Raw genomic sequence first — 21,961 nt, forward strand, 5'->3', positions numbered from 1 at the left:
TACAACTGTACGCTAAAGTGCGTCACAGAATCTCATATATAAATACAAGAGGTATTAAATGAAACGTGCAGTGATTACCGGCCTGGGGATCTTATCGAGTATTGGTAATGACCAGAAAGAAGTCCTGGCATCTCTGCAACAAGGCCGCTCCGGAATCACGTTTTCCCAGGAATTAAAAGATTCCGGCATGCGCAGCCACGTTTGGGGCGATATTAAACTCGATACTACCGGGCTGATTGATCGTAAAATTGCGCGCTTCATGAGTGATGCTTCCATTTATGCTTATCTCTCCATGGAACAGGCAATCAAGGATGCCGGGTTAAGCCCGGAACAGGTTTCCAACGATCGCACCGGACTTATCGTCGGCTCCGGCGGCGGCTCGCCGCGCAACCAGGTCGCCGGCTCCGACGGCATGCGCGCGCGCGGCCTGCGCGGCGTTGGTCCCTATATGGTCACCAAGGCCATGGGGTCCGGCGTGTCCGCCTGCCTGGCGACGCCGTTCAAGATCCGCGGCGTCAACTATTCCATCAGTTCCGCCTGCTCCACCTCCGCGCACTGCATCGGCAACGCGGTGGAAATGATCCAGCTGGGCAAGCAGGACGTGGTGTTCGCCGGCGGCGGCGAGGAGCTGTGCTGGGAAATGGCCTGCGAGTTCGATGCCATGGGCGCGCTGTCCACCCATTATAATGAAACCCCGGCTAAAGCATCCCGCACCTATGACGTCAACCGCGACGGTTTTGTTATCGCCGGCGGCGGCGGTATCGTGGTGGTGGAAGAGCTGGAGCACGCGCTGGCCCGCGGCGCGCATATCTACGGTGAAATCATCGGCTACGGCGCCAACTCCGACGGCGCGGACATGGTGGCGCCATCCGGCGAAGGGGCCATCCGCTGCATGAAGATGGCGCTGAAAGACGTCGATACGCCTATCGATTACCTGAATGTGCACGGCACCTCCACGCCGGTGGGCGATGTGAAGGAACTCTGGGCCATCCGCGAAACCTTCGGCGACAGCCAGCCGGCGTTTTCCTCCACCAAGGCCATGACCGGCCATTCGCTCGGCGCGGCGGGGGTACATGAAACCATTTATACGCTGCTGATGCTGGAGCACAATTTCATCGCGCCGAGCATCAATATAGACCAGCTCGATCCGCAGGCCGAAGGCATGAACGTCATCACCGTCCCCACCGAGCGCAGGTTGACCACGGTCATGACCAACAGCTTCGGTTTCGGCGGCACCAACGCCACGCTGGTAATACGCAAATACGACTAAGCGGCTTAACGGGACGGTGAAACGGGTATAAACGTCTCCGTCATGCAGAGGCGCGCTTGCCGGCGCTCATCAGCCCCGAAGTACGGGTCTTCCCGAAGCGTTGATTTAAAACCATCCCGCCGGCTTATCCGGTCCGGGATGGTTTTTTTTGCGCGCGTCTTCCGGGTTTACATCAAAATCCAGATCAGCAGCAAGGCACCGGCCACGGCCAGCGCCACGATCCAGCGCGAGCGGGTGATCCTGGCCGCGGGGGTGATAGGCTCGGTTGCGATAAGCGGACTCATCGCCGGCTGCAGCAGCCGGGCGTCGGGAGTCTGGTGCTGGCTTTGCGTGCGGGCAAGGCGATAGATAAACAGGAATTGCATCACCGCGCCCACCTGCGCCGGCGTCAGCACGCTCTGGGGCGGTGCGTTGAAATGCTGCTGGCAGTATGCTTCTATCGCCTGCTGTTCCTCGCTGCTGGTCGGCTGTTTCAGGGTGGCCTGCACCGATGCGAGCGTAGGGGACGCTTGTTGCGACAGCGTCACGTGTCCCTGCAGGAATTGCATCAGCAGCTGGAAGTGGCGCGCCGGAATGGGATCGCCCGATTTCAGGCCCATCATGATCATCAGGCTTTGCCAGATTTCCGCCGGGGATTCGCCGGTCACCGCCGCCAGGCGGATGATTTGCTGGTTCAGGGCATGGTGCTCGGCCGGCAGCAGCGTGCGATCGGTAATGGGCGACTGCTGCGGCTGTGGAATATTCAGCTGGCCGTTTTGCAGTAACGCCACCACCTGCACCAGCTGCTCGGGGTTAAGCTGGCTTAACACGGTATGGCCATATTCCCGGCGGATAAAATCACTGACCGCCTGGCGGTTGTTGCCCTGGGGCAGCAGTTCGGTCAACTGCTGCATCAACTGGCGCCCGGCGTGGGTTTGCTGCGCCTGGTCCAGCCTGTTTTGCAGCAGCTGTTCGGCGGGCTGGAAATGACGCGCGGTCAGCTCGCCGTCATTGGCGATATTTAACTGGTGGCGCAACGCGGCCCAGATTTCGGGCGCTTTGCTGTTGCTCAACGCCATGATCTTGATAATCAGCCGTTCCAGGGCGGTACGCTGCGCCGTGGTCAGCGGCTTCTCGCCCTCTTGCCCTAAAGGTGCGCTGCCCGCGGTAGCCAGGGGCGGATCGCCCTGCAATGGTGTACCGGGGCCACTTACAGGTTGCATATGACTCATCCTTTAGCGTGAAGGGCGCTGTCGTCCAGCCCGGCCATAGCTTCGGCGCTATGACATCGTGCGCTCAGATCAACAATGCGGCGAATGATAACAAGCCGCCATGGCCTGCGGTAGCGTCTGGCGTCAGGAAGGCATTTTCTGCTCTTTACCCCGCCGGCGGATCAGGGGCGTGCGCAGCCGTTGTGCCAGTATCACTCCCAATAGTGTAATACCACCGCCGACGACGTGATAGCTGTGCAACTGTTCATGGAGAAAAAGTACCGCAATGGCGGCGGTAAACAACGGCGCCAGGTTCATGAAAATCGACGCGGTATTGGCCCCCAGCCTCATTACGCCCTGGATCCACAGATATGGCGCCACCAGGGACGCGGCGATGCCGGCGAACATCACCAGCGGAATATTGCGCGCCGTCAGACCAACATCCGGCGCCAGCAGGAACCCCGGCAGCAGGAGCAGCACGCCGAACGCCACCTGGATATAGAGCGATTGCCAGTTGGGCAGCGGTATCGCCCAGCGACGGGTCAGCACGCCGTACAAGGCGTAGGAGGCGGACGCGCCGATCATCATCAGCTCGCCGCCGCCCATCCCGTGGCTCAGCAGCGACCGGGGATGGCCCGCGCTGACCAGCCAGACCAGGCCGCCGAACGAGAGCAGAGTCCCCAGCAATACCCCGACCGTCGGCACGGCGCGCAGCAGCAGGATGCTGAACAATACCGTCAACAGCGGTATCAATGAATTCAATATCCCCATAAACAGCGCGCTCACGCTATGCGCGGCGTAATAAGCCAGGCTTTGGTATAATACCATGCCCAGCAGTCCCAGCACCAACAGGCGCCAGCCTTGGGCGCGCACGATACGCCGGTTGCGCAGCGCGCCGGGCAGGACAAACGGCGTCAGTATCACCAGGGCCACCAGCCAACGGTAAAATGAGATTGCCGCCGGATCGATGGCGCTGGCGGACATCTTGCTGACAATGGCGTTAACCGACCAAATCAGCACGGCCAGCAGGGGATAAAAAATAGTCATTCAGCGATCCTGTTGATGTCAATGCGCCATTATACGGAGCCAGCAGCGCGGTGACGGTAAATAATTTAAACAACGCATCCTAAACATAAGCGGGCAATATTAATACGGTATTAACAGGTTGTGCCAATCGCATGCGCGATAGCATTGGGATTTTCCCGCGTTCGGTGGCAAAATATTCCCCCTTTTTATCATGCGGGCCATTAGCCGCCGGAGTTGGATGTGAAAATCCTGGTCGATGAAAATATGCCCTATGCCCACCAATTATTCAGCCGGCTGGGCGAGGTCAGGCCGATCGCCGGGCGCCAGCTGTCGTCCGCCGCGCTTGCCGGCGCCGATGCGTTGATGGTGCGCTCGGTAACCAGGGTCGATGCCGGGCTATTGGCCGCAAGCGACGTGAAATTTGTCGGCACGGCGACCGCGGGCACCGACCATGTGGACCGCGCCTGGCTGGATGAGGCCGGTATCGCCTTCGCCGCCGCGCCGGGGTGCAACGCGGTGGCGGTGGTGGAATACGTGTTTTCTTCGCTGCTGATGCTGGCGGAGCGCGACGGCTTTTCCCTGCGGGATAAAACCGTCGGCATTATCGGCGTGGGCAATGTGGGTGGGCGGCTCGATCGTCGCCTCAAGGCGCTGGGCATCCGCACGCTGCTGTGCGATCCGCCCCGCGCCGATCGCGGCGATGGCGATGATTTTCATTCGTTGGCAACCCTGGTGCGCGAAGCGGACGTGCTGACGTTCCATACGCCGTTGAACAGGTCCGGCCCGTATCGCACCTGGCATCAGGTGGATGCGGATCTGCTGGCGGCGCTGCCCGGCGATCGTATTTTAATCAATGCCTGCCGCGGCGCGGTGGTGGACAATGCCGCGCTGCTGGACGCCCTGGAGCGGGGTAAAAAATTGCGCGCCGTGCTCGACGTGTGGGAACCGGAGCCGGCGCTGTCGCTGCCGCTGCTCGCGCGGGTCGATATCGGCACGCCGCATATTGCCGGTTATACGCTAGAAGGCAAGGCGCGCGGCACCACCCAGGTTTTCGAGGCCTATGGCGCCTTTCTCGGCTTGCCGCAGCGCGCGCCGCTCGGCGAGCTGCTGCCCCGTCCGTCCGTCGAGCGGATAGAATTGCACGGCCCGTTGGATGAGGCGATGCTCCGGCAATTGGTCCATCTGGTGTATGATGTGCGCCGCGATGACGCATCCCTGCGCCGGGTGGCGGCCATGCCGGGAGAATTCGACCGGCTGCGCAGGGGGTATCACGAGCGCCGCGAATGGTCCTCGCTGTGCGTGGCCTGCGATGACGCCGCGGCGGTGGCGGCTCTGCGCGACCTCGGCTTTAACGCCGTGGCGGCCGGCGCCCGTTAGACACCCGGCGGTATATACCCTAAATACTTCAAGTTGCAGGAAGGCGGCAACGCAGCGAATCCCCAGGAGCTTACTACGGTAAGTGACTGGGGTGAGCGAGGAAAGCCAACACACCTGCAACTTGAAGTATTTAGGGTATAACTCTTATTGCGCGGGCAGGCCCAGGCCTCCCCGCCCCGATGATGCATTGCTTTGGAGAGATGTTATGTCTGACGGCTGGAATATCGCCCTTTTGGGCGCAACAGGCGCGGTCGGTACGGCGCTGCTGGAGTTGTTACAGGAGCGGCAGTTCCCGGTGGGCGAGCTGTTTCCGCTGGCAAGCGACCGCGGCGCCGGTGAAACGCTGCGTTTTGACGGCAAAAGCATCCTGGTCACCGACGCGGCGCAGTTTGACTGGACCCAGGCGCAACTGGCCTTTTTTGTCGCCGGCGGCGCGGCGAGCGCCTTGTATGCGGAACCGGCCGCCGCCGCGGGCTGCGTGGTTATCGACTCCAGCGGCCTGTTTGCCCTGGAGCCGGACGTGCCGCTGGTGGTGCCCGGCGTCAACGATGCGGTGCTGGCGGATTATCGCAACCGCAGCCTGGTGGCGGTGGCCGACAGCCTGACCAGTCAACTGCTGCTGGCGGTGCGGCCGCTTACCGATCTGGCCGGCCTGACCCGGCTGCATGTCGTCAACCTGCTCAGCGCCTCGGGGCAGGGCAAGGCGGCGGTGGACGCGCTGGCGGGCCAGAGCGCCAGGCTGCTGAACGGCCTGCCCACCGAGCCGGGCTTCTTCAACCGTCAGCTGGCCTTTAATCTTCTGCCGCTGGTGGCGGATGAACTGGGCAGCGTCCAGGTTGAGCGACGCCTGGTGGATGAAGTGCGCAAGGTATTGCAGGACGAGGGATTGCCGATCGCGGTCAGCAGCGTCCAGACCCCGGTGTTTTACGGCCATGCCCAGATGGTGCATCTGGAAACCCAGCGGCCGATGGGGCCCGAGGAAGCGCGCGATGCGTTGACCGCGGGCGAAAGCATCAACGTCAGCGAGGAAGGGGAGTATCCCACCCAGGTCGAGGATGCGTCCGGACAGGCGCATCTCAGCGTCGGTTGCCTGCGCAACGACTACGGCATGCCGGATCTGCTGCAATTCTGGTCGGTGGCGGATAACGTGCGCTTCGGCGGCGCGCTGATGGCGTTGCAAACCGCGGAACTGCTGGTGGCGGAGTACTTTTATTAATGTCCCGGGATGTTTACGCCGGCCAAGCGGCAACGGCCAGGATTGCCTTGGGCATTGAGTATGACGGCAGCCGCTTTTACGGCTGGCAGCGACAGTCGGAAGTCGTCAGCGTTCAGTCCTGCCTGGAACAGGCCTTGTCCAAAGTGGCCAACGAGCCCATCGCGGTGCAGTGCGCCGGCCGCACCGACGCGGGCGTGCACGCCACCGGCCAGGTTGTGCATTTCGACACCAGCGCGCGGCGGGAAGACTCCGCCTGGACGCTGGGGGTTAACGCCAACCTGCCGCCGGACGTGGCGGTTCGCTGGGTGCGGAGCGTCGCGGATGAATTTCACGCGCGTTTTAGCGCCACGGCGCGTCGTTACCGCTATATTATCTATAATCATCCTTATCGCCCGGCGATTCTGTCCCGGGGCGTGACGCATTATTACCATCAGCTGGATGCGGATATCATGCAGCGGGCGGGACAATGCCTGCTGGGCGAGCATGATTTCACATCATTCCGCGCTTTGCAGTGCCAGTCGCGCACGCCCTGGCGTAATATGAAACACCTCACCGTCACGCGCTACGGCGCGTATATCGTGGTGGATATCAAGGCCAATGCGTTCCTGCACCATATGGTGCGTAATATCGTGGGCAGCCTGATGGAAATAGGCTGCGGCAACCGTCCTGCGGAATGGCTGGACGAATTACTGGCAGCGCGGGATCGCGCCCTGGCCGCCGCGACGGCCAGGGCTGAAGGACTTTATCTGGTGGCGGTGGACTACCCCGCACCGTTTGACTTGCCGTATCCTCCCATGGGACCGTTATTCCTGCTGGATTGATGGTACTGAACATAACATTGGCGTTGCCGGGATTCTGAACATGGAATTTATTAGATTCATTATTGATTTTATTTTGCATATTGATGTCCATCTGGCGGAACTGGTGGCCCAGTACGGCATCTGGGTGTACGCCATCCTGTTCTTGATTTTGTTTTGTGAAACCGGACTGGTGGTGACGCCCTTTTTGCCCGGTGACTCCCTGCTGTTTGTCGCCGGCGCCCTGGCGGCCTTGCCGACCAACAGCCTGGATGTGCATCTGATGGCGCTATTGATGGCCTGTGCGGCGATCCTGGGCGATGCGGTCAATTACACCATCGGGCGGCTGTTCGGTGAAAAACTGTTCAGCAATCCCAATTCCCGCATTTTCCGCCGCAGCTACCTGGACAAGACCCACCAGTTTTACGCGCGCCACGGCGGTAAAACCATTATTCTGGCCCGGTTTGTGCCGATTGTCAGGACCTTCGCGCCTTTCGTCGCCGGCATGGGGCATATGTCCTATCGCCATTTCGCCCTGTTCAATATTACCGGCGGCATAATCTGGGTCGTACTCTTCACCTATGCCGGTTATCTGTTCGGCGATCTGCCCGTGGTGCAGGAAAACTTGAAATTACTGATTGTCGCCATCATTTTGCTGTCTATCCTGCCCGGCGTGATTGAGGTCTGGCGCCACAGGCGCGCCGCCGCCCGCAGGTAAACGCACGGCATTTGCCGCGCCATGGCTGAATTGTGAGCAACGGGCAGAGTTTTCTATCCCAACTCGTTGGCGGTTATGGTTTAATGGGCGACATTTTCAATGACCCTTCCCCGCGCCGCCCAGGCGTGGGGAATCAGGCGACGGCAAGACAGCGGCGAGCGTCGTGCCGGCGCCGCGGTCAAGGTATGAATAGCGGACTGGCGCTTGCCAGGTTCAAACAGAAAGGTTATCGATGAGCTGGATTGAACGAATACTCAATAAGAGCACTATCACCCCGGCGCGCAGGGCGAATATCCCCGAAGGCGTATGGACCAAGTGTGATAGCTGCGGACAGGTACTCTACCGTGCCGAGCTTGAGCGCAACCTCGAGGTCTGCCCCAAATGCGATCATCATATGCGCATGACCGCCCGTGCCCGCCTGCATGCCTTTTTGGATAAAGGCAGCGAGGTGGAACTGGGCAGCGAACTGGAACCCCGGGATATCCTGAAGTTCAAGGACTCGAAAAAATACAAAGATCGCCTGGCGGCGGCGCAAAAAGCCACCGATGAAAAAGACGCCCTGGTGGTCATGAAAGGCACGATTTACGATATGCCGGTGGTCGTGGCCGCCTTTGAATTCGCCTTTATCGGTGGTTCCATGTCGTCGGTGGTCGGGGCGCGTTTCGTCCGCGCCGTCGAGCAATCGCTTGAAGACGAATGTCCGCTGGTCTGCTTCTCCGCCAGCGGCGGCGCCCGTATGCAGGAAGCGCTGCTGTCGTTGATGCAGATGGCGAAAACCAGCGCCGCACTGGCAAAACTGCGGGCGCGTCGCTTGCCCTATATTTCGGTGCTGACCGATCCGACCATGGGCGGCGTATCGGCGAGCCTGGCCATGCTCGGCGACCTGAACATCGCCGAACCCAAAGCCCTGATAGGCTTTGCCGGGCCGCGCGTCATCGAGCAAACGGTACGGGAAAAACTGCCGGCCGGATTCCAGCGCAGTGAATTCCTGTTGGAGAAAGGCGCCATCGACATGATCATCCGCCGGCCGGAGATGCGCCTGAAACTGGCGAGCCTGCTGGCCAAGATGACCGACCGGCCGCAGCCGGAGGCGATACATTCCCATGAAGCCAGGCCTGAGACGATCCCCGAAGAGCGTCCGGACGAGGTCTGAGGACGGGACGCATGGAAAACCTTATGAGTCCACAGGCCGCATCGCCCCTGGCGGCGTGGCTGTATTATCTTGAACGCCTGCACGCCAAGACCATCGATCTCGGCCTGGATCGGGTGGGCCGGGTGGCCGCCGATATGGGCCTGTTGCGCCCCGCGCCCCGGATTATCACCGTCGCCGGCACCAATGGCAAAGGCACCACCTGCCGTCTGATCGAGGCGGTGCTGCTGGCCGGGGGATATAGGGTCGGCGTCTACAGTTCTCCCCATCTGCTGCGCTATACCGAACGGGTGCGTGTCCAGGGCAATGAATTGCCCGAGGCGCGGCACAGCGCGGCCATGGCGGCGGTGGAAGCCGGGCGCGGCGCCACGTCCCTGAGTTATTTTGAATTCGGCACCCTGGCGGCTTTTTGGCTGTTTATGCAGGCGCAGCTGGATGTGGTGGTGCTTGAGGTCGGACTGGGCGGACGGCTGGACGCCACCAATATCGTCGATGCCGATGTGTCGGTCATCACCAGTATCGCCCTTGACCATACTGAACTGCTGGGACCGGATCGCGAGAGCATCGGCCGGGAAAAAGCCGGTATCCTGCGCGCCGGCCGGCCCGCGGTGGTCGGGGAACCGGATCGGCCCGCCTCGATCGACGACACGGCGCTCGCCGTGGGCGCGCAGCTGTACTGCCGCGATCGCGACTGGCATTTCAGCCTGGACGGCGATACCTGGAGCTGGCGCGACCCGCACTTGGCCCTGACCGGACTGCCGCTGCCGCTGATCCCGCTGGAAAACGCCGCCACCGCCCTCGCGGCGCTCAGGCGTTTTCCCCTGCAGGTCCCCGAACGGGCCATCCGCCAGGGGCTGGCCCAGGCGTCGCTGCCGGGCCGTTTCCAGGTGGTCGGCCAGCGGCCGTTGCGCATCCTCGACGTGGCGCATAATCCGCACGCGGCCGGATACCTGGCGCAACGGCTGGCAAAACAAAACATCCCGGGTAAAGTGCGCGCCGTCGTCGGCATGCTGGCGGACAAGGATATTGCCGGCACCCTGGCCTGCCTGCGCGGGCAGGTGGATGAATGGTATTGCGCCACCCTGCATGATGCGCGTGGCGCCAGCGCATCGCAGCTGGCGCTGCATCTTGATCATGCCCGCCGGTTTGACGACGTGGCCGCGGCCTGGCGCCAGGCGCTGGCCGATGCCGATGCCGACGACTGCGTGCTGGTTTTTGGTTCATTTCATACCGTGGCGCCGATCGTTGCGATAACAGACCCGGAGAAACAACGTGGCGAGTAAGTTTCAAAACCGCTTGGTGGGAACCATCATCATCGTTGCCCTGGGGGTTATCGTGCTGCCCGGACTGCTGGATGGCAAAAAAAAGCACTATCAGGACGAATTCGCCGCAATCCCACTGGTGCCCAAACCCGGTGACAGCGACGAGGCGGACGCCTCCCCGCAGGCTAACCAGGCCCTGCCCAGCCAGCCGCCGGAAGGGGCCGGAGCGGCGGTAGAGCAGGCAAACCAGGCGCCGGACGCGGACGACTCCGACACGCCGGATGCCCCGCAGCCAGCCGCGCCGCCGGTGAAGGCCGCGCCCAAGGCCGCGCCGCGCGAGCCGGTCAAAGCCGCACCGCCTAAACCGGTGGTGGCGCGCCAGGAGCCGGTAAAACCTGTCGCGCGACCTGAGCAAGCCAAACCGGCCGCCGCGCCCGCGCCGCGCGTGGAACCGGCCAAACCGGCCGCGAAACCCGAGGCGCGCGTGGAAATCACTGAGGCCAAACCCGTCGCGCCGCGCGCGGAAGCCGCCCCTGAAGCCAAACCGGTTGCCGCGCCCAAGCCGGCGGAAAAGGAAACCCCGGAACAGGCGCCACAGGGACAAGCCTGGGTGGTGCAGTTGGGCGCGCTGAAAAACGCGACCAAGGTAACGGAAATCGTCGGCAAGCTGCGCGCGTCCGGTTACCGGGTCTACACCGTACCGTCGACGCCGGTGGCGGGGCAGATCACGCGCATTTTCGTCGGACCGGACGCATCGAAGCAAAAGCTGCAAAGCTCGCTGCCTGAAATGAACCAGCTCAGCGGCCTGAGCGGCCAACTGCGAACGTACCAGACGCGATGATGTTTACCCTGGCACGCCAACAGGGAACGTAAAGCCGACGTGTTGAAGGGAAAGCGTGCCGATGGGGTCGAATCGGGCGTGGTTTTCCCGCCCGACCGAGCGCCCATGGCTCGCTAGGCCCGCTAACGCCGTGCTTGCAAAGGGTGTGTGAAAGGGAGAGCGCGCCATCGGCGGCCTATCTTCCTGCGGCGATTGGCTTTTTTTAATCGCCGTTATTTATTTAACTTTGGGCAGGAATTCCGCTGCGCAAACGTTTTCGTTTTCTGATAGAATTCGCCGCGAACCAGCTTCGGGGCGGATGACCAAGGGATGCATGCATGATCTGGGTTGATTACGTCATTATTGGCATCATTGTATTTTCTGCTCTGATAAGTCTGATTCGCGGGTTTATACGTGAAGCGTTATCATTAGTGACATGGGCATGTGCGTTTTTTGTCGCCAGCCACTATTATGTTTATCTCGCTGTCTATTTTACCCGCTTTGAAGATCAGCTGGTTCGTAACGGTATCGCGATTGCCTTGCTGTTCGTGGCTACCCTGATAGTCGGGGCAATCGTCAATTACGTGATTGGCTCTCTGGTGGAGCGGACCGGCTTATCCGGCACCGACCGCGTGTTGGGCGTCTGTTTCGGCGCACTCAGGGGCATACTGGTCGTCTCGGCCATGCTATTCTTCCTGGATACCTTCACCGGCTTCTCCCAGAGCGCGGACTGGCAACAGTCCCAGCTGATACCGCAGTTCAGCGGTATTATCAGATGGTTTTTCGACTATCTGCAAAACACGTCGAGTTTCTTACCCAAGCATTTAACGCTTCGGTAACGCTGATGAGGAAATGACACTATGTGCGGTATTGTCGGTATCGCCGGATTTATGCCGGTCAACCAGTCGATTTATGACGCGTTAACGGTGCTTCAGCACCGTGGGCAGGATGCCGCGGGCATCGTCACCATTGATGCATTGGATTGCTTTCGCCTGCGCAAAGCCAATGGCCTGGTGAAGGATGTATTTGAAGCACGGCACATGCAGCGTTTGCAGGGCAACATGGGCATCGGCCATGTGCGCTACCCCACCGCCGGCAGCTCCAGCGCCTCCGAAGCGCAACCCTTCTATGTCAATTCCCCGTTCGGCATCACCCTGGCGCATAATGGCAACCTGACCAACGCCCACGAACTGCGTAAAAAATTGTTCGAAAAGGGACGTCGCCATATCAATACCACGTCCGACTCGGAAATCCTGCTTAATATCCTGGCAAGCGAGCTGGACCGATTCCCGGATTATCCCCTGGAAGCCGACGATATTTTCGCGGCGGTCGCGGCCACCCATCAGCAGATCCGCGGCGCCTACGCCGTGGTCGGCATGGTTATCGGCCATGGCCTGATTGCCTTTCGCGATCCGAACGGCATCCGCCCCCTGGTTATCGGCAAACGCACCCTGGCCGACGGGCGCAACGAATACATGGTGGCCTCCGAAAGCGTGGCGCTTGATACCCTGGATTTCGAGTTCCTGCGCGATGTGGCGCCGGGCGAAGCGGTGTATATCACCGAGGCGGGCCAACTGTTCACCCGCCAGTGCGCCGAGAACCCGCAAAGCCATCCCTGCCTGTTCGAATATGTCTATTTCGCCCGTCCGGACTCGTTTATCGATAAAATTTCGGTCTACAGCGCCCGGGTACGCATGGGGCAAAAGCTGGGCGAAAAAATCGCCCGCGAATGGGAAGATCTCGACATCGACGTGGTTATCCCCATACCGGAAACCTCCTGCGATATCGCGCTGGAAATCGCCCGCATCCTCAACCTGCCCTATCGCCAGGGTTTTGTGAAAAACCGCTACGTGGGCCGCACCTTTATCATGCCCGGCCAGCAGGTGCGCCGCCAGTCGGTACGCCGCAAGCTCAATGCCAACCGCGCCGAGTTTCGTGATAAAAACGTGCTGCTGGTGGACGACTCCATCGTGCGCGGCACCACCTCCGAGCAGATCGTGGAAATGGCGCGCGAAGCCGGTGCGCGTAATGTCTACCTGGCTTCCGCCGCGCCGGAAATCCGCTTCCCCAACGTCTACGGCATCGATATGCCCAGCGCCACCGAGCTGATTGCCCACGGCCGCGAAGTGGACGAAATCCGCGCGCTGATTGGCGCCGACGCGCTGATTTTCCAGGATCTCGGCGATCTTGAGGCGGCGGTAAGGGAAGACAATCCCGATGTGGTACAATTTGAATCCTCGGTATTTAATGGTATCTACGTTACCAAGGACGTCGACCAGCGTTATCTCGACTATCTCGAATCGCTGCGCAACGACGACGTAAAAGCCGTCCAGCGGCAAACCGAGGTCGAAAACCTGGAGATGTATAACGAAGGGTGATCGGCGCGTTTCGCCCTCACACTCCGGCGGTTAAACGCTAGACGATATGCACCCGGGCGGTAACACGCGTCGGGTGTTTTTTATTATGGGCGGCGCTTATCAGCAAGGCGCGCGCGACAGGGAGAATCAACATGAAACGTCTGATAGTCGGCATTACCGGCGCCAGCGGCGCCATCTACGGCATAAGACTGTTGCAGGTGCTCAGGGCGGTAGAGGGCGTTGAAACTCATTTGGTGCTGAGTAACGCCGCGCGCCAGACGCTGGCGCTGGAAACCGACTACAGCGTGCGCGATTTGCAGGCAATGGCCGATGAATTCCATGATTGCCGCAATATTGCCGCCACCATCAGTTCAGGCTCATTCAACACCGCCGGCATGGTAATACTGCCCTGTTCAATGAAAACCCTGTCGGCCATCGTCAACAGCTACAGCGACAGCCTGCTGACGCGCGCGGCCGACGTGGTGCTAAAAGAGCGGCGCACCCTGGTGCTGGGAGTGCGCGAAACGCCGCTGCACCTGGGACATCTGCGGCTGATGACCGCCGCGGCGGAAATGGGCGCCGTCATCATGCCGCCGGTACCGGCGTTCTATCACCGTCCCGTTACCGTGCATGACATTATCGACCAGACCGTCAACCGGGTATTGGACCAGTTTGATATCGGGCTGCCGCAGGATTTGTTTCAGCGCTGGCAGGGCGCTAACCGAAGCTGAACATTTTGCCGGTTTTATTTGCCCGATGTGAACCGTACTGCATTTTCGGTGATGATTTACGCCTGGCGACGCGACCTGATGGCGCGTTCTGATAACATTGCACCAATAGTGATCATGCTATGTTTTTCCATGGTGCAGACGGGGCGTGTAGCGACCCCGGCAGCGGGTTCCAAGAACGAAAACCAGGCCGTATAGCCGGCGGTCTGGGTAGTAAACAGACAGGTCGGCCGGTTTTGTGCGCAGCTAGTCGGGCTATTGGCAACTTACGCTGAAATGGCACGAAAAGTGCAGCTCATTCCGCTGAAAACATCACGGTGTGTGCCTAATTAAAAATTATTCCGAGGGTAATGTATGAATAAGCTGGTTAAAGTCCTTCCTCTGGTATTTGCTCTGGCCGCTGCCGGCAGCGCGTTTGCCGCGGTGCCTAAAAATATTAAAATCGGCACCGATCCCACCTATGCGCCGTTCGAATCTAAAAATGCCAGCGGCGAACTGGTCGGTTTTGATATTGACATCGCCAAGGAGCTTTGCAAACGTATCCAGACGAAATGCACCTTTGTTGAAAGCGATTTCGACGCCCTGATTCCGTCGCTGAAAGCGAAAAAAATCGACGCCATTATTTCCTCGCTGTCCATTACTGAAAAACGCGAACAGGAAATCGACTTTACCGATAAACTCTACGCCGCCAACGCCCGTTTGATCGCCAAGGCCGGCACCACCATTACCCCGACCCTGGACGCCCTGAAGGGTAAACGCGTCGGCGTGCTGCAAGGTTCCACCCAGGAAGCCTATGCCAACGCCATGTGGGCGCCGAAAGGCATTGACGTGGTCGCTTACGCCAACCAGGACCTGATCTACGCCGATCTGGCCGCCGGCCGTGTCGACGCCGCGTTCCAGGATGAAGTGGCCGCCAGCGAAGGTTTCCTGAAACAGCCTGCCGGTAAAGGCTATGTCTTCGCCGGTCCGTCGGTGAAAGACGATAAATTCTTCGGCGTCGGCACCGGCATGGGCCTGCGTAAAGATGAAACCGATCTGAAGGCGGCGCTGAATAAAGCCTTTGCCGAAATGCGCAAAGACGGTACCTACGATAAATTCGCCAAGCAGTATTTTGATTTTGACGTGTACGGCGGCTAATCCTGTCACACTGTGTTTGCCCGCGCTTTGCGCGGGCGAATAGTTGTTATCCTCCGCCAGGACAGGATATGATCGATGCTTTATGGTTATTCGCAACTCATCATTAACGGCGCCCTGGTGACCCTTGAGCTGGCGCTTACGTCCGTGGTGCTCTCGGTAATCATCGGCCTTATCGGCGCCGGCGCAAAACTTTCCCGCAGCCGTACCCTGGCAGGCCTGTTTGACGGCTATACCACGCTGATTCGCGGCGTGCCGGATCTGGTGCTGATGCTGCTGATCTTCTACGGCCTGCAAATCGCCCTGAACAGCCTGACCGAAGCCATCGGCATGGAGCAAATCGATATCGACCCCATGGCCGCCGGCATCATCACCCTCGGTTTTATCTATGGCGCCTATTTTACTGAAACGTTTCGCGGCGCTTTTATGGCGGTGCCGCGCGGCCAGATCGAAGCGGCCACCGCGTTTGGTTTTTCCAGCGCGCAGATTTTCCGCCGTATTATGTTTCCGGCCATGATGCGATTCGCGCTGCCCGGCATCGGCAACAACTGGCAGGTTATCCTCAAGGCCACCGCCCTGGTCTCGCTGCTGGGCCTCAACGATGTGGTGAAGGCGACGCAGCTGGCCGGCAAGGGAACGTATCAACCCTTCTATTTCGCCATTGTGGCGGGAGTGGTCTATCTGATTTTCACCACCGCCTCCAACGGCGTGCTGTTATGGCTGACCCGGCGTTATTCCATGGGCGTTAAGAAGGCCGAGTTATGATAGAGATCCTGCGTCAATATGGACCGGCTTTGCTCTGGAGCGACGGTTATCGTTTTACCGGACTGGCGGTGACCCTGTGGCTGCTGGTTTCATCGGTGTTCATCGGTGGGGCGCTGGCGGTTTTGATGGCGGTGGCGCGCGTATCGCCGCGTCCCTGGGTGCGTTTTCCGGTCTGGTTGTTTACCTATATCTTTCGCGGCACGCCGCTGTATGTACAACTGTTGGTGTTCTATTCCGGTATGTACAGCCTTGAGATTGTGCGCGGTACCGATATGCTTAACGCGTTTTTTCGCAGCGGCCTGAATTGCACCATCCTGGCGCTGACGCTTAATACCTGCGCCTATACCACTGAAATCTTCGCCGGCGCCATTCGCGCGGTGCCTCATGGTGAAATCGAGGCGGCGCGGGCCTATGGATTCACCTGGTTTAAGCTGTATCGTTGCATCATTCTGCCCTCCGCATTGCGTACCGCCATCCCGGCCTACAGCAACGAGGTGATCCTGATGCTGCATTCCACCGCCCTGGCCTTTACCGCCACGGTTCCGGACGTGCTGAAGATTGCGCGCGATATCAACGCGGCGACCTACCAGCCGTTTTATGCCTTTGGTATCGCGGCGGTGATTTACCTGATGATCTCTTTTGTGCTGATAGGGCTGTTCCGCCAGGCCGAGAAGCGCTGGCTGCGCCATGTTAAACCGCAATAATCCCATTACGTGCAGGACATAACCATGCAAGATACCAAACTGTTGATTAAGGAACTGCATAAGCGCTACGGCGATCAGGAGGTTCTGAAAGGGGTTTCGCTGGAGGCGCGCGCGGGAGACGTGATAAGCATAATCGGCTCCTCCGGCTCGGGTAAAAGTACGTTTTTACGCTGTATTAATTTTCTTGAAAAACCGAGCGAAGGCTCGATAAGCGTTAACAATATCGATATCCATATGGTGCGCGATCGCGACGGGCAGCTGAAGGTGTTTGATAAAAAACAGCTGCAGCTGCTGCGTACCCGGCTGACCATGGTGTTCCAGCATTTCAATTTGTGGAGCCATATGACGGTGCTGGAAAACGTGATGGAGGCGCCGGTGCAGGTTTTGGGCTTAAGCAAGAGCGAGGCGCGCGAACGGGCGGTGCTGTATCTCGATAAGGTCGGCATTGACGAGCGCGCGCGGGCGAAATACCCGATCAATCTCTCCGGCGGGCAGCAGCAGCGGGTGTCCATCGCCCGGGCGCTGGCGATGGAACCGGATGTGCTGTTGTTTGATGAACCCACCTCCGCGCTGGATCCTGAACTGGTGGGGGAGGTGCTGCGTATTATGCAAAAGCTGGCGGAGGAGGGCAAAACCATGGTGGTGGTGACCCACGAGATGGAGTTTGCCCGCCATGTGTCCAATCACGTCATTTTCCTGCACCAGGGCGTGATCGAGGAAGAGGGGACGCCGGCCGAAGTGTTCGGCAACCCTAAAAGCACGCGTTTACAGCAGTTTTTATCCGGCGCGCTGAAATAGAATAAAGCCGAGCTTTCCCTCCTTTGGCTGGATCGTGGCCGGGTTGGCGGGATTTATTTTGCCTTGGTGGCGGTTTCGCTTGCCGTGCGTTCGGCGCTTTTATGTATTGCCTGGCACAGGCAAGCGACAAGGAGGTTCGCTGCGCCCGAACCTCCTTGACCTCCGGGCGTCCGGCAGATCGTGCGCCGCTGCGCGGTCCCCGGCAACGCCGCATCCCGGCATCTGGACCGCCCGGTTAGCGCTCCCGGCGCCACCGGGCTTTCGCCGCTCCCGGCGGCTCATCCAGCCGAGATGCGCGCCGCCGGCGCACTCAATGCCGGCACAAGGTCAACACCATCGTCTGCAAGAAAATAGATTTTTAGGGTCCTTACGGATATGTCCTTACCGGGTAATATTATCAGCGTTAATTTTAAGCCAAACGCTAAACGCTAAAAGCTAAAAGCTAAAAGCTAAAAGCTAAAAGCTAAAAGCTAATACCTTACGATTAAAGGCGAAAGGCTAACGGGTAACGGCAACAGCCCGAATAATCACTAATCACTAATCACTAATCACTAATCACTAATCATAACTTCGATGCTCAACCCTTATCCAAAGCAACAGCGCCGCTACCGCTCCATAATATGCAATGCCAACAGCGACATAGGTCCCGGCATAAAGCGCGCTGACGTTGCCTGTGACCCCGGCATGAGCCGCCGGGAGCGGCGAAAGGCCCGTTTGCGCCGGGAGCGCATAACGGGCCGATGCATAACGGGGGCATGGGCGGCGGAAGGCATCGCGTAGCGACGCGCGACCTGCCGGGCGCGGGGAAGTCAAGAAGGGGCTCGCGTGAGCCCCTTCTTGTCGCTTGCCGGCACCCGGCGCTACCTATATCAACCGAACGCACGGCAAGCGAAACCCTCACCGATCCGGCATAAACCCCACGACAAGCACCGGTCCTACATAAACCCCACCGTCCGCGAAACCCTCACCGATCCGGCATAAACCCCACGACAAGCACCGGTCCTACATAAACCCCACCGTCCGCGCACTCCCCGCCGATCCAGTCCAGGCGTGCCGGCGGGCATTATTCGTCTTTGGCGATATCGGCCAGGGCGTCTTTAAGTTCCTTATAAAGAAAGGTGAACCCGGCTTCCTCCAGGCGTTTCGGCACCGCCCGCTGACCGCCCAGCATCAGCGTGGCGCCTTCACCCATCATCAGCTTCACCGCCGCGGCCGGGGCGCGCATCAGCGCCGGGCGGTGCAGCGCTTCGCCCAGGGTGGCGGCAAACTGTTCATTATGCACCGGATAGGGCGCCACCAGATTGAAGGGGCCGTTCAGTCCGTCGGTGTTCAGCAAGAAGATCAGCGCATTCACCATATCGTCGATATGGATCCAGGACAGGAACTGGCGTCCATTGCCAATGGGGCCGCCCAGCCCCAGTTTAAACAGCGGCAGCAGTTTGCCCAGGATACCGCCGTCCGCCGCCAGCACCACGCCGGTGCGCGACAGGCAAACGCGCGTGCGCGGGCTTTGCGCGCTTAACGCCAGTTCTTCCCACCGTTGGCACAACGTATGGGTAAACTCGGGAACCGGCGGCTCGTCCTCGGTGACCAGAATCTGATCCTGGTTGCCGTAAAAGCCGGTTGCCGAACCGGAAATCAACACCTTGGGCGGATCGTCGCCCTGGCGTATCAGCTGGCTCAGGCGTTCGGTCACGTCCCAGCGGCTGTGGCAGAGGCGTTCCTTTTGTTCGTCGGTCCAGCGTTTATCGGCAATGGGCTCGCCCGCCAGATTGAATACCGCGTCAAACGCATCCAGGCTACCGCACGAGGTAAGCGTGGTCAGGGTGGTCACATGGGTACCCAGCTTTTGCTGGGCGCGCTGGGGATCGCGGGTCAGCACCGTGATCTGGTGCGACAGTGTCAGCAGCCTGGCTATCAGGTGCCGTCCAATAAGCCCGGTTCCGCCGGTAATCAAAATCTTCATTGTTGCCCTCGCTTCCCGCAATGCGCACGTCAGTAAACCCTCTGGTAACAAGCATAGGTCATTTTGCCGGGAAAATGAGTGAACCGCGCCCTTGAATTGACAATAAATTGACAATTGAAACGGCGATTGACGGGCGGCACGGGCGGGCGATATCGCGCTTCAACGGATGAAGCGCGACGGGTAATCAGTTCTTCTGCGTGGGTATCCGGTAGGCGCGCTCGACCGCGGGGCGGGCGTGAATGCTGTCGAACCAGCGCCGCACCGCCGGGAAATTCGCCAAATCGATATGCTGGCGCTCGTGGGAGACGACCCAGGGGTAGGTGGCGATATCAGCGATGCTGAAGCTGTCGCCGGCCATAAAGGCATGCCGCGCCAGTTGCCGGTTTAACACCCCGTACAGACGCACGGTTTCGAGCTGGTAGCGCTCGATGGCGTAAGGCACCGGCTTGGGCGCGTAATGGTTGAAATGGTGGTTCTGGCCAAGCATTGGGCCAAAACCCGCCATTTGCCAGAACAGCCATTGCAGCGTGGACTGGCGTTCGCGAAAATCCTGGCTGATAAGCTGGCCGGTTTTATCCGCCAGATAGAGCAAAATCGCCCCGGACTCGAACAGGCTAAGGGGGTCGCCGCCGTCGGCGGGCTGCCGGTCCACGATCGCCGGCATTTTGTTATTAGGCGAAATGGCGAGGAATTCCGGCGTGAACTGTTCGTTGGCGGAAATATTGATCGGAATGATGTGGTAAGGCAGGCCGGTTTCCTCCAGAAATATCGTTATCTTGTGGCCGTTGGGCGTGGGCGCGTAATAGAGATCGATCATAATTGCTCCTTGTGAATGCATAGCCGTGTGAACACTCTAAAACAAACCGCGGGTTAAAGCATCCGTCGCCAGCGACCGCCGGGTAAAACCCGCGAAGCGGCGCCAGGATCGCGCGTTAGCGCCTGGGAAGAATTAGGCACCCGGCGCCGTTACCGAATGCGGGAAGTTTGTTAAGCTTATTATGAAAAACTCATTAACCGGAGGATGATTCCATGAAACTGATGTTTGCCGCTGATATACACGGCTCGCTTTCCGCAACCCGCCGCGTGTTGGCCGCGTTCGACGCCAGCCGGGCGCCTTGGCTCGTTTTGCTGGGCGATTTGCTCTATCACGGCCCGCGCAACGCCCTGCCGGAGGAATATCAGCCGGCGGGGGTGGCGGAACTGCTGAACGGCTATGCCGATCGTATTATCGCGGTGCGCGGCAATTGCGACAGCGAGGTGGACCAGATGCTGTTAACCTTCCCCATCACCGCCCCCTGGCAACAGGTGCTGCTGGAAAATAGCAGGCTGTTTATTACCCACGGACACCTGTTCAATCCCGACGAACATCCCCCGCTGCGCCGCGGCGATGTGCTGGTTTACGGCCATACCCATATCCCGCAGGCCGAACGGGTAGGGGACATCTTTTGTTTTAATCCCGGGTCGGCCAGCATTCCCAAAGGCGGCTTCGCCGCGAGCTACGGCCTGCTTGAACAGGAAATATTACGGGTTGTGTCGTTGGAAACAAGCGAGACTATTGCGCAAGTGGCGATTAACCACTAAGTTATGACGGATCCACTCATGTAATTTTCATATTTTATTACCATTAAAATGCGCGGCTCTCCCGCGTCTCGTTAACAAGGGATTCGAAAGATGGTGGAACAGAGTCAGGCTGCCGGCGTGGAATGGGTTGACATCGTCAACGAAGAGAATGAAGTCATCGCCCAGGCCAGCCGCCAGCAGATGCGCGCCGAACGCCTCAGGCATCGCGCCAGCTACATTGTGGTCCATGATGGCATGGGGAAAATACTGGTGCAGCGCCGTACCGCCACCAAGGATTTCTACCCCGGTTATCTTGATGCCACCGCCGGCGGCGTGGTGCAAAGCGGTGAAAATATGCTCGATTCCGCCCGCAGGGAAGCGGAGGAAGAGCTGGGCATTGCCGGCGTACCCTTTGCCGAGCACGGGATGTTCTACTTTGAAAACGACCATTGCCGGGTGTGGGGCGCGTTGTTCAGCTGCGTCACACACGGTCCGTTCGCCCTTCAGGCCGAAGAGGTGGAGGCGGTTAACTGGCTGCGCCCGGAGGAAATCACCGCCCGCTGCGATGAATTTACCCCGGATTCACTTAAGGCGCTTTCGCTGTGGATAAGCCGCAACAATCAGCAAAGTCATGGCAAGCCGTTACCCCCCTCCGCCCCGGAACAAACAACCGCCGAACGGTAACGCTTAAGCGCTGTGCTCAAACTGTTGCGGTTTAATGGTTTTGACTATATTTTGATGTCGATGTTGCCTCGGGGGCGGTGGGTCGTGCGCCGCTGCGCGGTCCCCGGCATCACGCAGCCCGGCTTTTGGACCGCCCGGTTAGCGCTCCCAGCGTTTCCGGGCTTTCGCCGCGCCCGGCGGCTCTTCCAGTCGCGATGCGCGCCGCCGGCGCACTCTATGCCGGCACAGGGTCAACACCATCGTCTGTAGGCAAAATGGATTTTGTTTGGTTCTTAGCGGGATGAACGTACCGGGAAAAGTATCAGCGTTGATTTATCTTTAGGGCCAAGCCTGGCCTGAAGACCTCAGCTGCGCCCAACAACTTGTGTCTCGCCATGTCTGCAAGTCGCATCGCAATCCCGGATTTTCTCCCCTCAACAACCGCAACGCTATAGACAAT

At 59.6% G+C, this 21,961-nt stretch carries 21 protein-coding genes; 17 read left to right on the top strand and 4 right to left on the bottom strand.

Annotated features, from left to right (window positions below; all coding sequences use genetic code 11):
• Nucleotides 1-58 precede the first annotated feature (58 nt).
• On the top strand, nt 59-1,270 hold the full coding sequence (gene fabB / locus VGC33_RS12110) for a beta-ketoacyl-ACP synthase I (RefSeq protein WP_331121012.1): 1,212 nt from the start codon (nt 59-61) through the stop codon (nt 1,268-1,270).
• A 167-nt stretch (nt 1,271-1,437) separates the two neighbouring features.
• Here the strand turns inward: fabB and flk are convergent, their stop codons facing one another.
• Both flk and VGC33_RS12120 read right to left on the bottom strand, forming a co-directional pair.
• Complete coding sequence (gene flk / locus VGC33_RS12115; protein ID WP_331121013.1) at nt 1,438-2,472, bottom strand: flagella biosynthesis regulator Flk; 1,035 nt, start codon at nt 2,470-2,472, stop codon at nt 1,438-1,440.
• Between the two features lie 132 nt (nt 2,473-2,604).
• Complete coding sequence (locus VGC33_RS12120; RefSeq protein WP_331121014.1) at nt 2,605-3,507, bottom strand: DMT family transporter; 903 nt, start codon at nt 3,505-3,507, stop codon at nt 2,605-2,607.
• Between the two features lie 219 nt (nt 3,508-3,726).
• Here VGC33_RS12120 and pdxB point away from each other — a divergent pair, with 219 nt between their 5' ends.
• From pdxB to hisP, 14 genes are all read left to right on the top strand, one after another.
• Nucleotides 3,727-4,863, top strand: a complete 1,137-nt coding sequence (pdxB, locus tag VGC33_RS12125) for a 4-phosphoerythronate dehydrogenase PdxB (protein ID WP_331121015.1) — start codon at nt 3,727-3,729, stop codon at nt 4,861-4,863.
• A gap of 205 nt (nt 4,864-5,068) precedes the next feature.
• Entirely contained in the window at nt 5,069-6,079 is a 1,011-nt protein-coding gene (locus VGC33_RS12130; RefSeq protein ID WP_331121016.1) for an aspartate-semialdehyde dehydrogenase, read from the top strand.
• The gene (gene truA / locus VGC33_RS12135; RefSeq protein ID WP_331121017.1) at nt 6,079-6,900 is read left to right on the top strand and encodes a tRNA pseudouridine(38-40) synthase TruA; all 822 of its coding nucleotides are present in this window, start codon (nt 6,079-6,081) and stop codon (nt 6,898-6,900) included. The genes VGC33_RS12130 and truA overlap by 1 nt, the downstream gene beginning before the upstream one ends.
• 40 nt (nt 6,901-6,940) lie before the next feature.
• A complete protein-coding gene (locus tag VGC33_RS12140) occupies nt 6,941-7,594 on the top strand; it encodes a DedA family protein (protein ID WP_331121018.1) in 654 nt (217 codons plus the stop codon).
• Between the two features lie 232 nt (nt 7,595-7,826).
• Nucleotides 7,827-8,747 carry an acetyl-CoA carboxylase, carboxyltransferase subunit beta gene (accD, locus tag VGC33_RS12145; RefSeq protein WP_331121019.1) on the top strand — a complete coding sequence of 307 codons (921 nt, stop codon included), beginning with the start codon at nt 7,827-7,829 and terminating at the stop codon, nt 8,745-8,747.
• An 11-nt stretch (nt 8,748-8,758) separates the two neighbouring features.
• Nucleotides 8,759-10,027, top strand: a complete 1,269-nt coding sequence (folC, locus tag VGC33_RS12150; RefSeq protein ID WP_331121020.1) for a bifunctional tetrahydrofolate synthase/dihydrofolate synthase — start codon at nt 8,759-8,761, stop codon at nt 10,025-10,027.
• Entirely contained in the window at nt 10,017-10,847 is an 831-nt protein-coding gene (gene dedD / locus VGC33_RS12155) for a cell division protein DedD (protein WP_331121021.1), read from the top strand. Before folC ends, dedD begins: the two co-directional genes overlap by 11 nt.
• Nucleotides 10,848-11,164: 317 nt before the next feature.
• The gene (gene cvpA, locus VGC33_RS12160) at nt 11,165-11,665 is read left to right on the top strand and encodes a colicin V production protein (protein ID WP_331121022.1); all 501 of its coding nucleotides are present in this window, start codon (nt 11,165-11,167) and stop codon (nt 11,663-11,665) included.
• A 21-nt stretch (nt 11,666-11,686) separates the two neighbouring features.
• Nucleotides 11,687-13,204: an amidophosphoribosyltransferase gene (gene purF, locus VGC33_RS12165; protein WP_331121023.1), complete on the top strand. Its 1,518-nt coding sequence runs from the start codon at nt 11,687-11,689 to the stop codon at nt 13,202-13,204.
• Nucleotides 13,205-13,335: 131 nt separating this feature from the next.
• Nucleotides 13,336-13,914 (top strand): UbiX family flavin prenyltransferase, encoded by a 579-nt coding sequence (locus tag VGC33_RS12170; RefSeq protein ID WP_331121024.1) that lies wholly within the window; start codon nt 13,336-13,338, stop codon nt 13,912-13,914.
• Between the two features lie 351 nt (nt 13,915-14,265).
• Nucleotides 14,266-15,048, top strand: coding sequence for a lysine/arginine/ornithine ABC transporter substrate-binding protein ArgT (gene argT, locus VGC33_RS12175; protein ID WP_331121025.1), 783 nt, complete (start codon nt 14,266-14,268; stop codon nt 15,046-15,048).
• Between the two features lie 75 nt (nt 15,049-15,123).
• Entirely contained in the window at nt 15,124-15,810 is a 687-nt protein-coding gene (locus VGC33_RS12180; protein WP_331121026.1) for a histidine ABC transporter permease HisQ, read from the top strand.
• Entirely contained in the window at nt 15,807-16,514 is a 708-nt protein-coding gene (locus VGC33_RS12185; RefSeq protein ID WP_331121027.1) for an ABC transporter permease, read from the top strand. The genes VGC33_RS12180 and VGC33_RS12185 overlap by 4 nt, the downstream gene beginning before the upstream one ends.
• A 24-nt stretch (nt 16,515-16,538) precedes the next feature.
• Nucleotides 16,539-17,312 (top strand): histidine ABC transporter ATP-binding protein HisP, encoded by a 774-nt coding sequence (hisP, locus tag VGC33_RS12190; protein ID WP_331121028.1) that lies wholly within the window; start codon nt 16,539-16,541, stop codon nt 17,310-17,312.
• A gap of 1,063 nt (nt 17,313-18,375) precedes the next feature.
• Here hisP and VGC33_RS12195 read toward each other — a convergent pair.
• Together VGC33_RS12195 and VGC33_RS12200 are read right to left on the bottom strand one after the other, a co-directional pair.
• Nucleotides 18,376-19,278 (bottom strand): TIGR01777 family oxidoreductase, encoded by a 903-nt coding sequence (locus tag VGC33_RS12195; protein ID WP_331121029.1) that lies wholly within the window; start codon nt 19,276-19,278, stop codon nt 18,376-18,378.
• Nucleotides 19,279-19,462: 184 nt separating this feature from the next.
• The gene (locus VGC33_RS12200) at nt 19,463-20,095 is read right to left on the bottom strand and encodes a glutathione S-transferase N-terminal domain-containing protein (RefSeq protein WP_331121030.1); all 633 of its coding nucleotides are present in this window, start codon (nt 20,093-20,095) and stop codon (nt 19,463-19,465) included.
• A gap of 212 nt (nt 20,096-20,307) precedes the next feature.
• Between VGC33_RS12200 and yfcE the strand changes: the two genes are divergently transcribed.
• Complete coding sequence (yfcE, locus tag VGC33_RS12205) at nt 20,308-20,859, top strand: phosphodiesterase (RefSeq protein ID WP_331121031.1); 552 nt, start codon at nt 20,308-20,310, stop codon at nt 20,857-20,859.
• A gap of 90 nt (nt 20,860-20,949) precedes the next feature.
• The gene (gene yfcD / locus VGC33_RS12210) at nt 20,950-21,522 is read left to right on the top strand and encodes an NUDIX hydrolase YfcD (protein ID WP_331121032.1); all 573 of its coding nucleotides are present in this window, start codon (nt 20,950-20,952) and stop codon (nt 21,520-21,522) included.
• Nucleotides 21,523-21,961 lie beyond the last annotated feature (439 nt).

This window comes from Acerihabitans sp., from assembly GCF_036398755.1.
In the GTDB taxonomy this organism is placed as follows: domain Bacteria; phylum Pseudomonadota; class Gammaproteobacteria; order Enterobacterales; family Enterobacteriaceae; genus Acerihabitans.

Bases quoted from the DNA above. Each gene is read 5' to 3' on its own strand.
- yfcE (WP_331121031.1), top strand. From the start codon at position 20,308: ATGAAACTGATGTTTGCCGCTGATATACACGGCTCGCTTTCCGCAACC.
- truA (WP_331121017.1), top strand. From the start codon at position 6,079: ATGTCCCGGGATGTTTACGCCGGCCAAGCGGCAACGGCCAGGATTGCC.
- cvpA (WP_331121022.1), top strand. From the start codon at position 11,165: ATGATCTGGGTTGATTACGTCATTATTGGCATCATTGTATTTTCTGCT.
- accD (WP_331121019.1), top strand. From the start codon at position 7,827: ATGAGCTGGATTGAACGAATACTCAATAAGAGCACTATCACCCCGGCG.
- VGC33_RS12195 (WP_331121029.1), bottom strand. From the start codon at position 19,278: ATGAAGATTTTGATTACCGGCGGAACCGGGCTTATTGGACGGCACCTG.
- purF (WP_331121023.1), top strand. From the start codon at position 11,687: ATGTGCGGTATTGTCGGTATCGCCGGATTTATGCCGGTCAACCAGTCG.
- yfcD (WP_331121032.1), top strand. From the start codon at position 20,950: ATGGTGGAACAGAGTCAGGCTGCCGGCGTGGAATGGGTTGACATCGTC.
- VGC33_RS12170 (WP_331121024.1), top strand. From the start codon at position 13,336: ATGAAACGTCTGATAGTCGGCATTACCGGCGCCAGCGGCGCCATCTAC.
- VGC33_RS12120 (WP_331121014.1), bottom strand. From the start codon at position 3,507: ATGACTATTTTTTATCCCCTGCTGGCCGTGCTGATTTGGTCGGTTAAC.
- VGC33_RS12200 (WP_331121030.1), bottom strand. From the start codon at position 20,095: ATGATCGATCTCTATTACGCGCCCACGCCCAACGGCCACAAGATAACG.
- VGC33_RS12140 (WP_331121018.1), top strand. From the start codon at position 6,941: ATGGAATTTATTAGATTCATTATTGATTTTATTTTGCATATTGATGTC.
- VGC33_RS12130 (WP_331121016.1), top strand. From the start codon at position 5,069: ATGTCTGACGGCTGGAATATCGCCCTTTTGGGCGCAACAGGCGCGGTC.
- flk (WP_331121013.1), bottom strand. From the start codon at position 2,472: ATGCAACCTGTAAGTGGCCCCGGTACACCATTGCAGGGCGATCCGCCC.
- VGC33_RS12180 (WP_331121026.1), top strand. From the start codon at position 15,124: ATGCTTTATGGTTATTCGCAACTCATCATTAACGGCGCCCTGGTGACC.
- argT (WP_331121025.1), top strand. From the start codon at position 14,266: ATGAATAAGCTGGTTAAAGTCCTTCCTCTGGTATTTGCTCTGGCCGCT.
- fabB (WP_331121012.1), top strand. From the start codon at position 59: ATGAAACGTGCAGTGATTACCGGCCTGGGGATCTTATCGAGTATTGGT.
- folC (WP_331121020.1), top strand. From the start codon at position 8,759: ATGGAAAACCTTATGAGTCCACAGGCCGCATCGCCCCTGGCGGCGTGG.
- VGC33_RS12185 (WP_331121027.1), top strand. From the start codon at position 15,807: ATGATAGAGATCCTGCGTCAATATGGACCGGCTTTGCTCTGGAGCGAC.
- hisP (WP_331121028.1), top strand. From the start codon at position 16,539: ATGCAAGATACCAAACTGTTGATTAAGGAACTGCATAAGCGCTACGGC.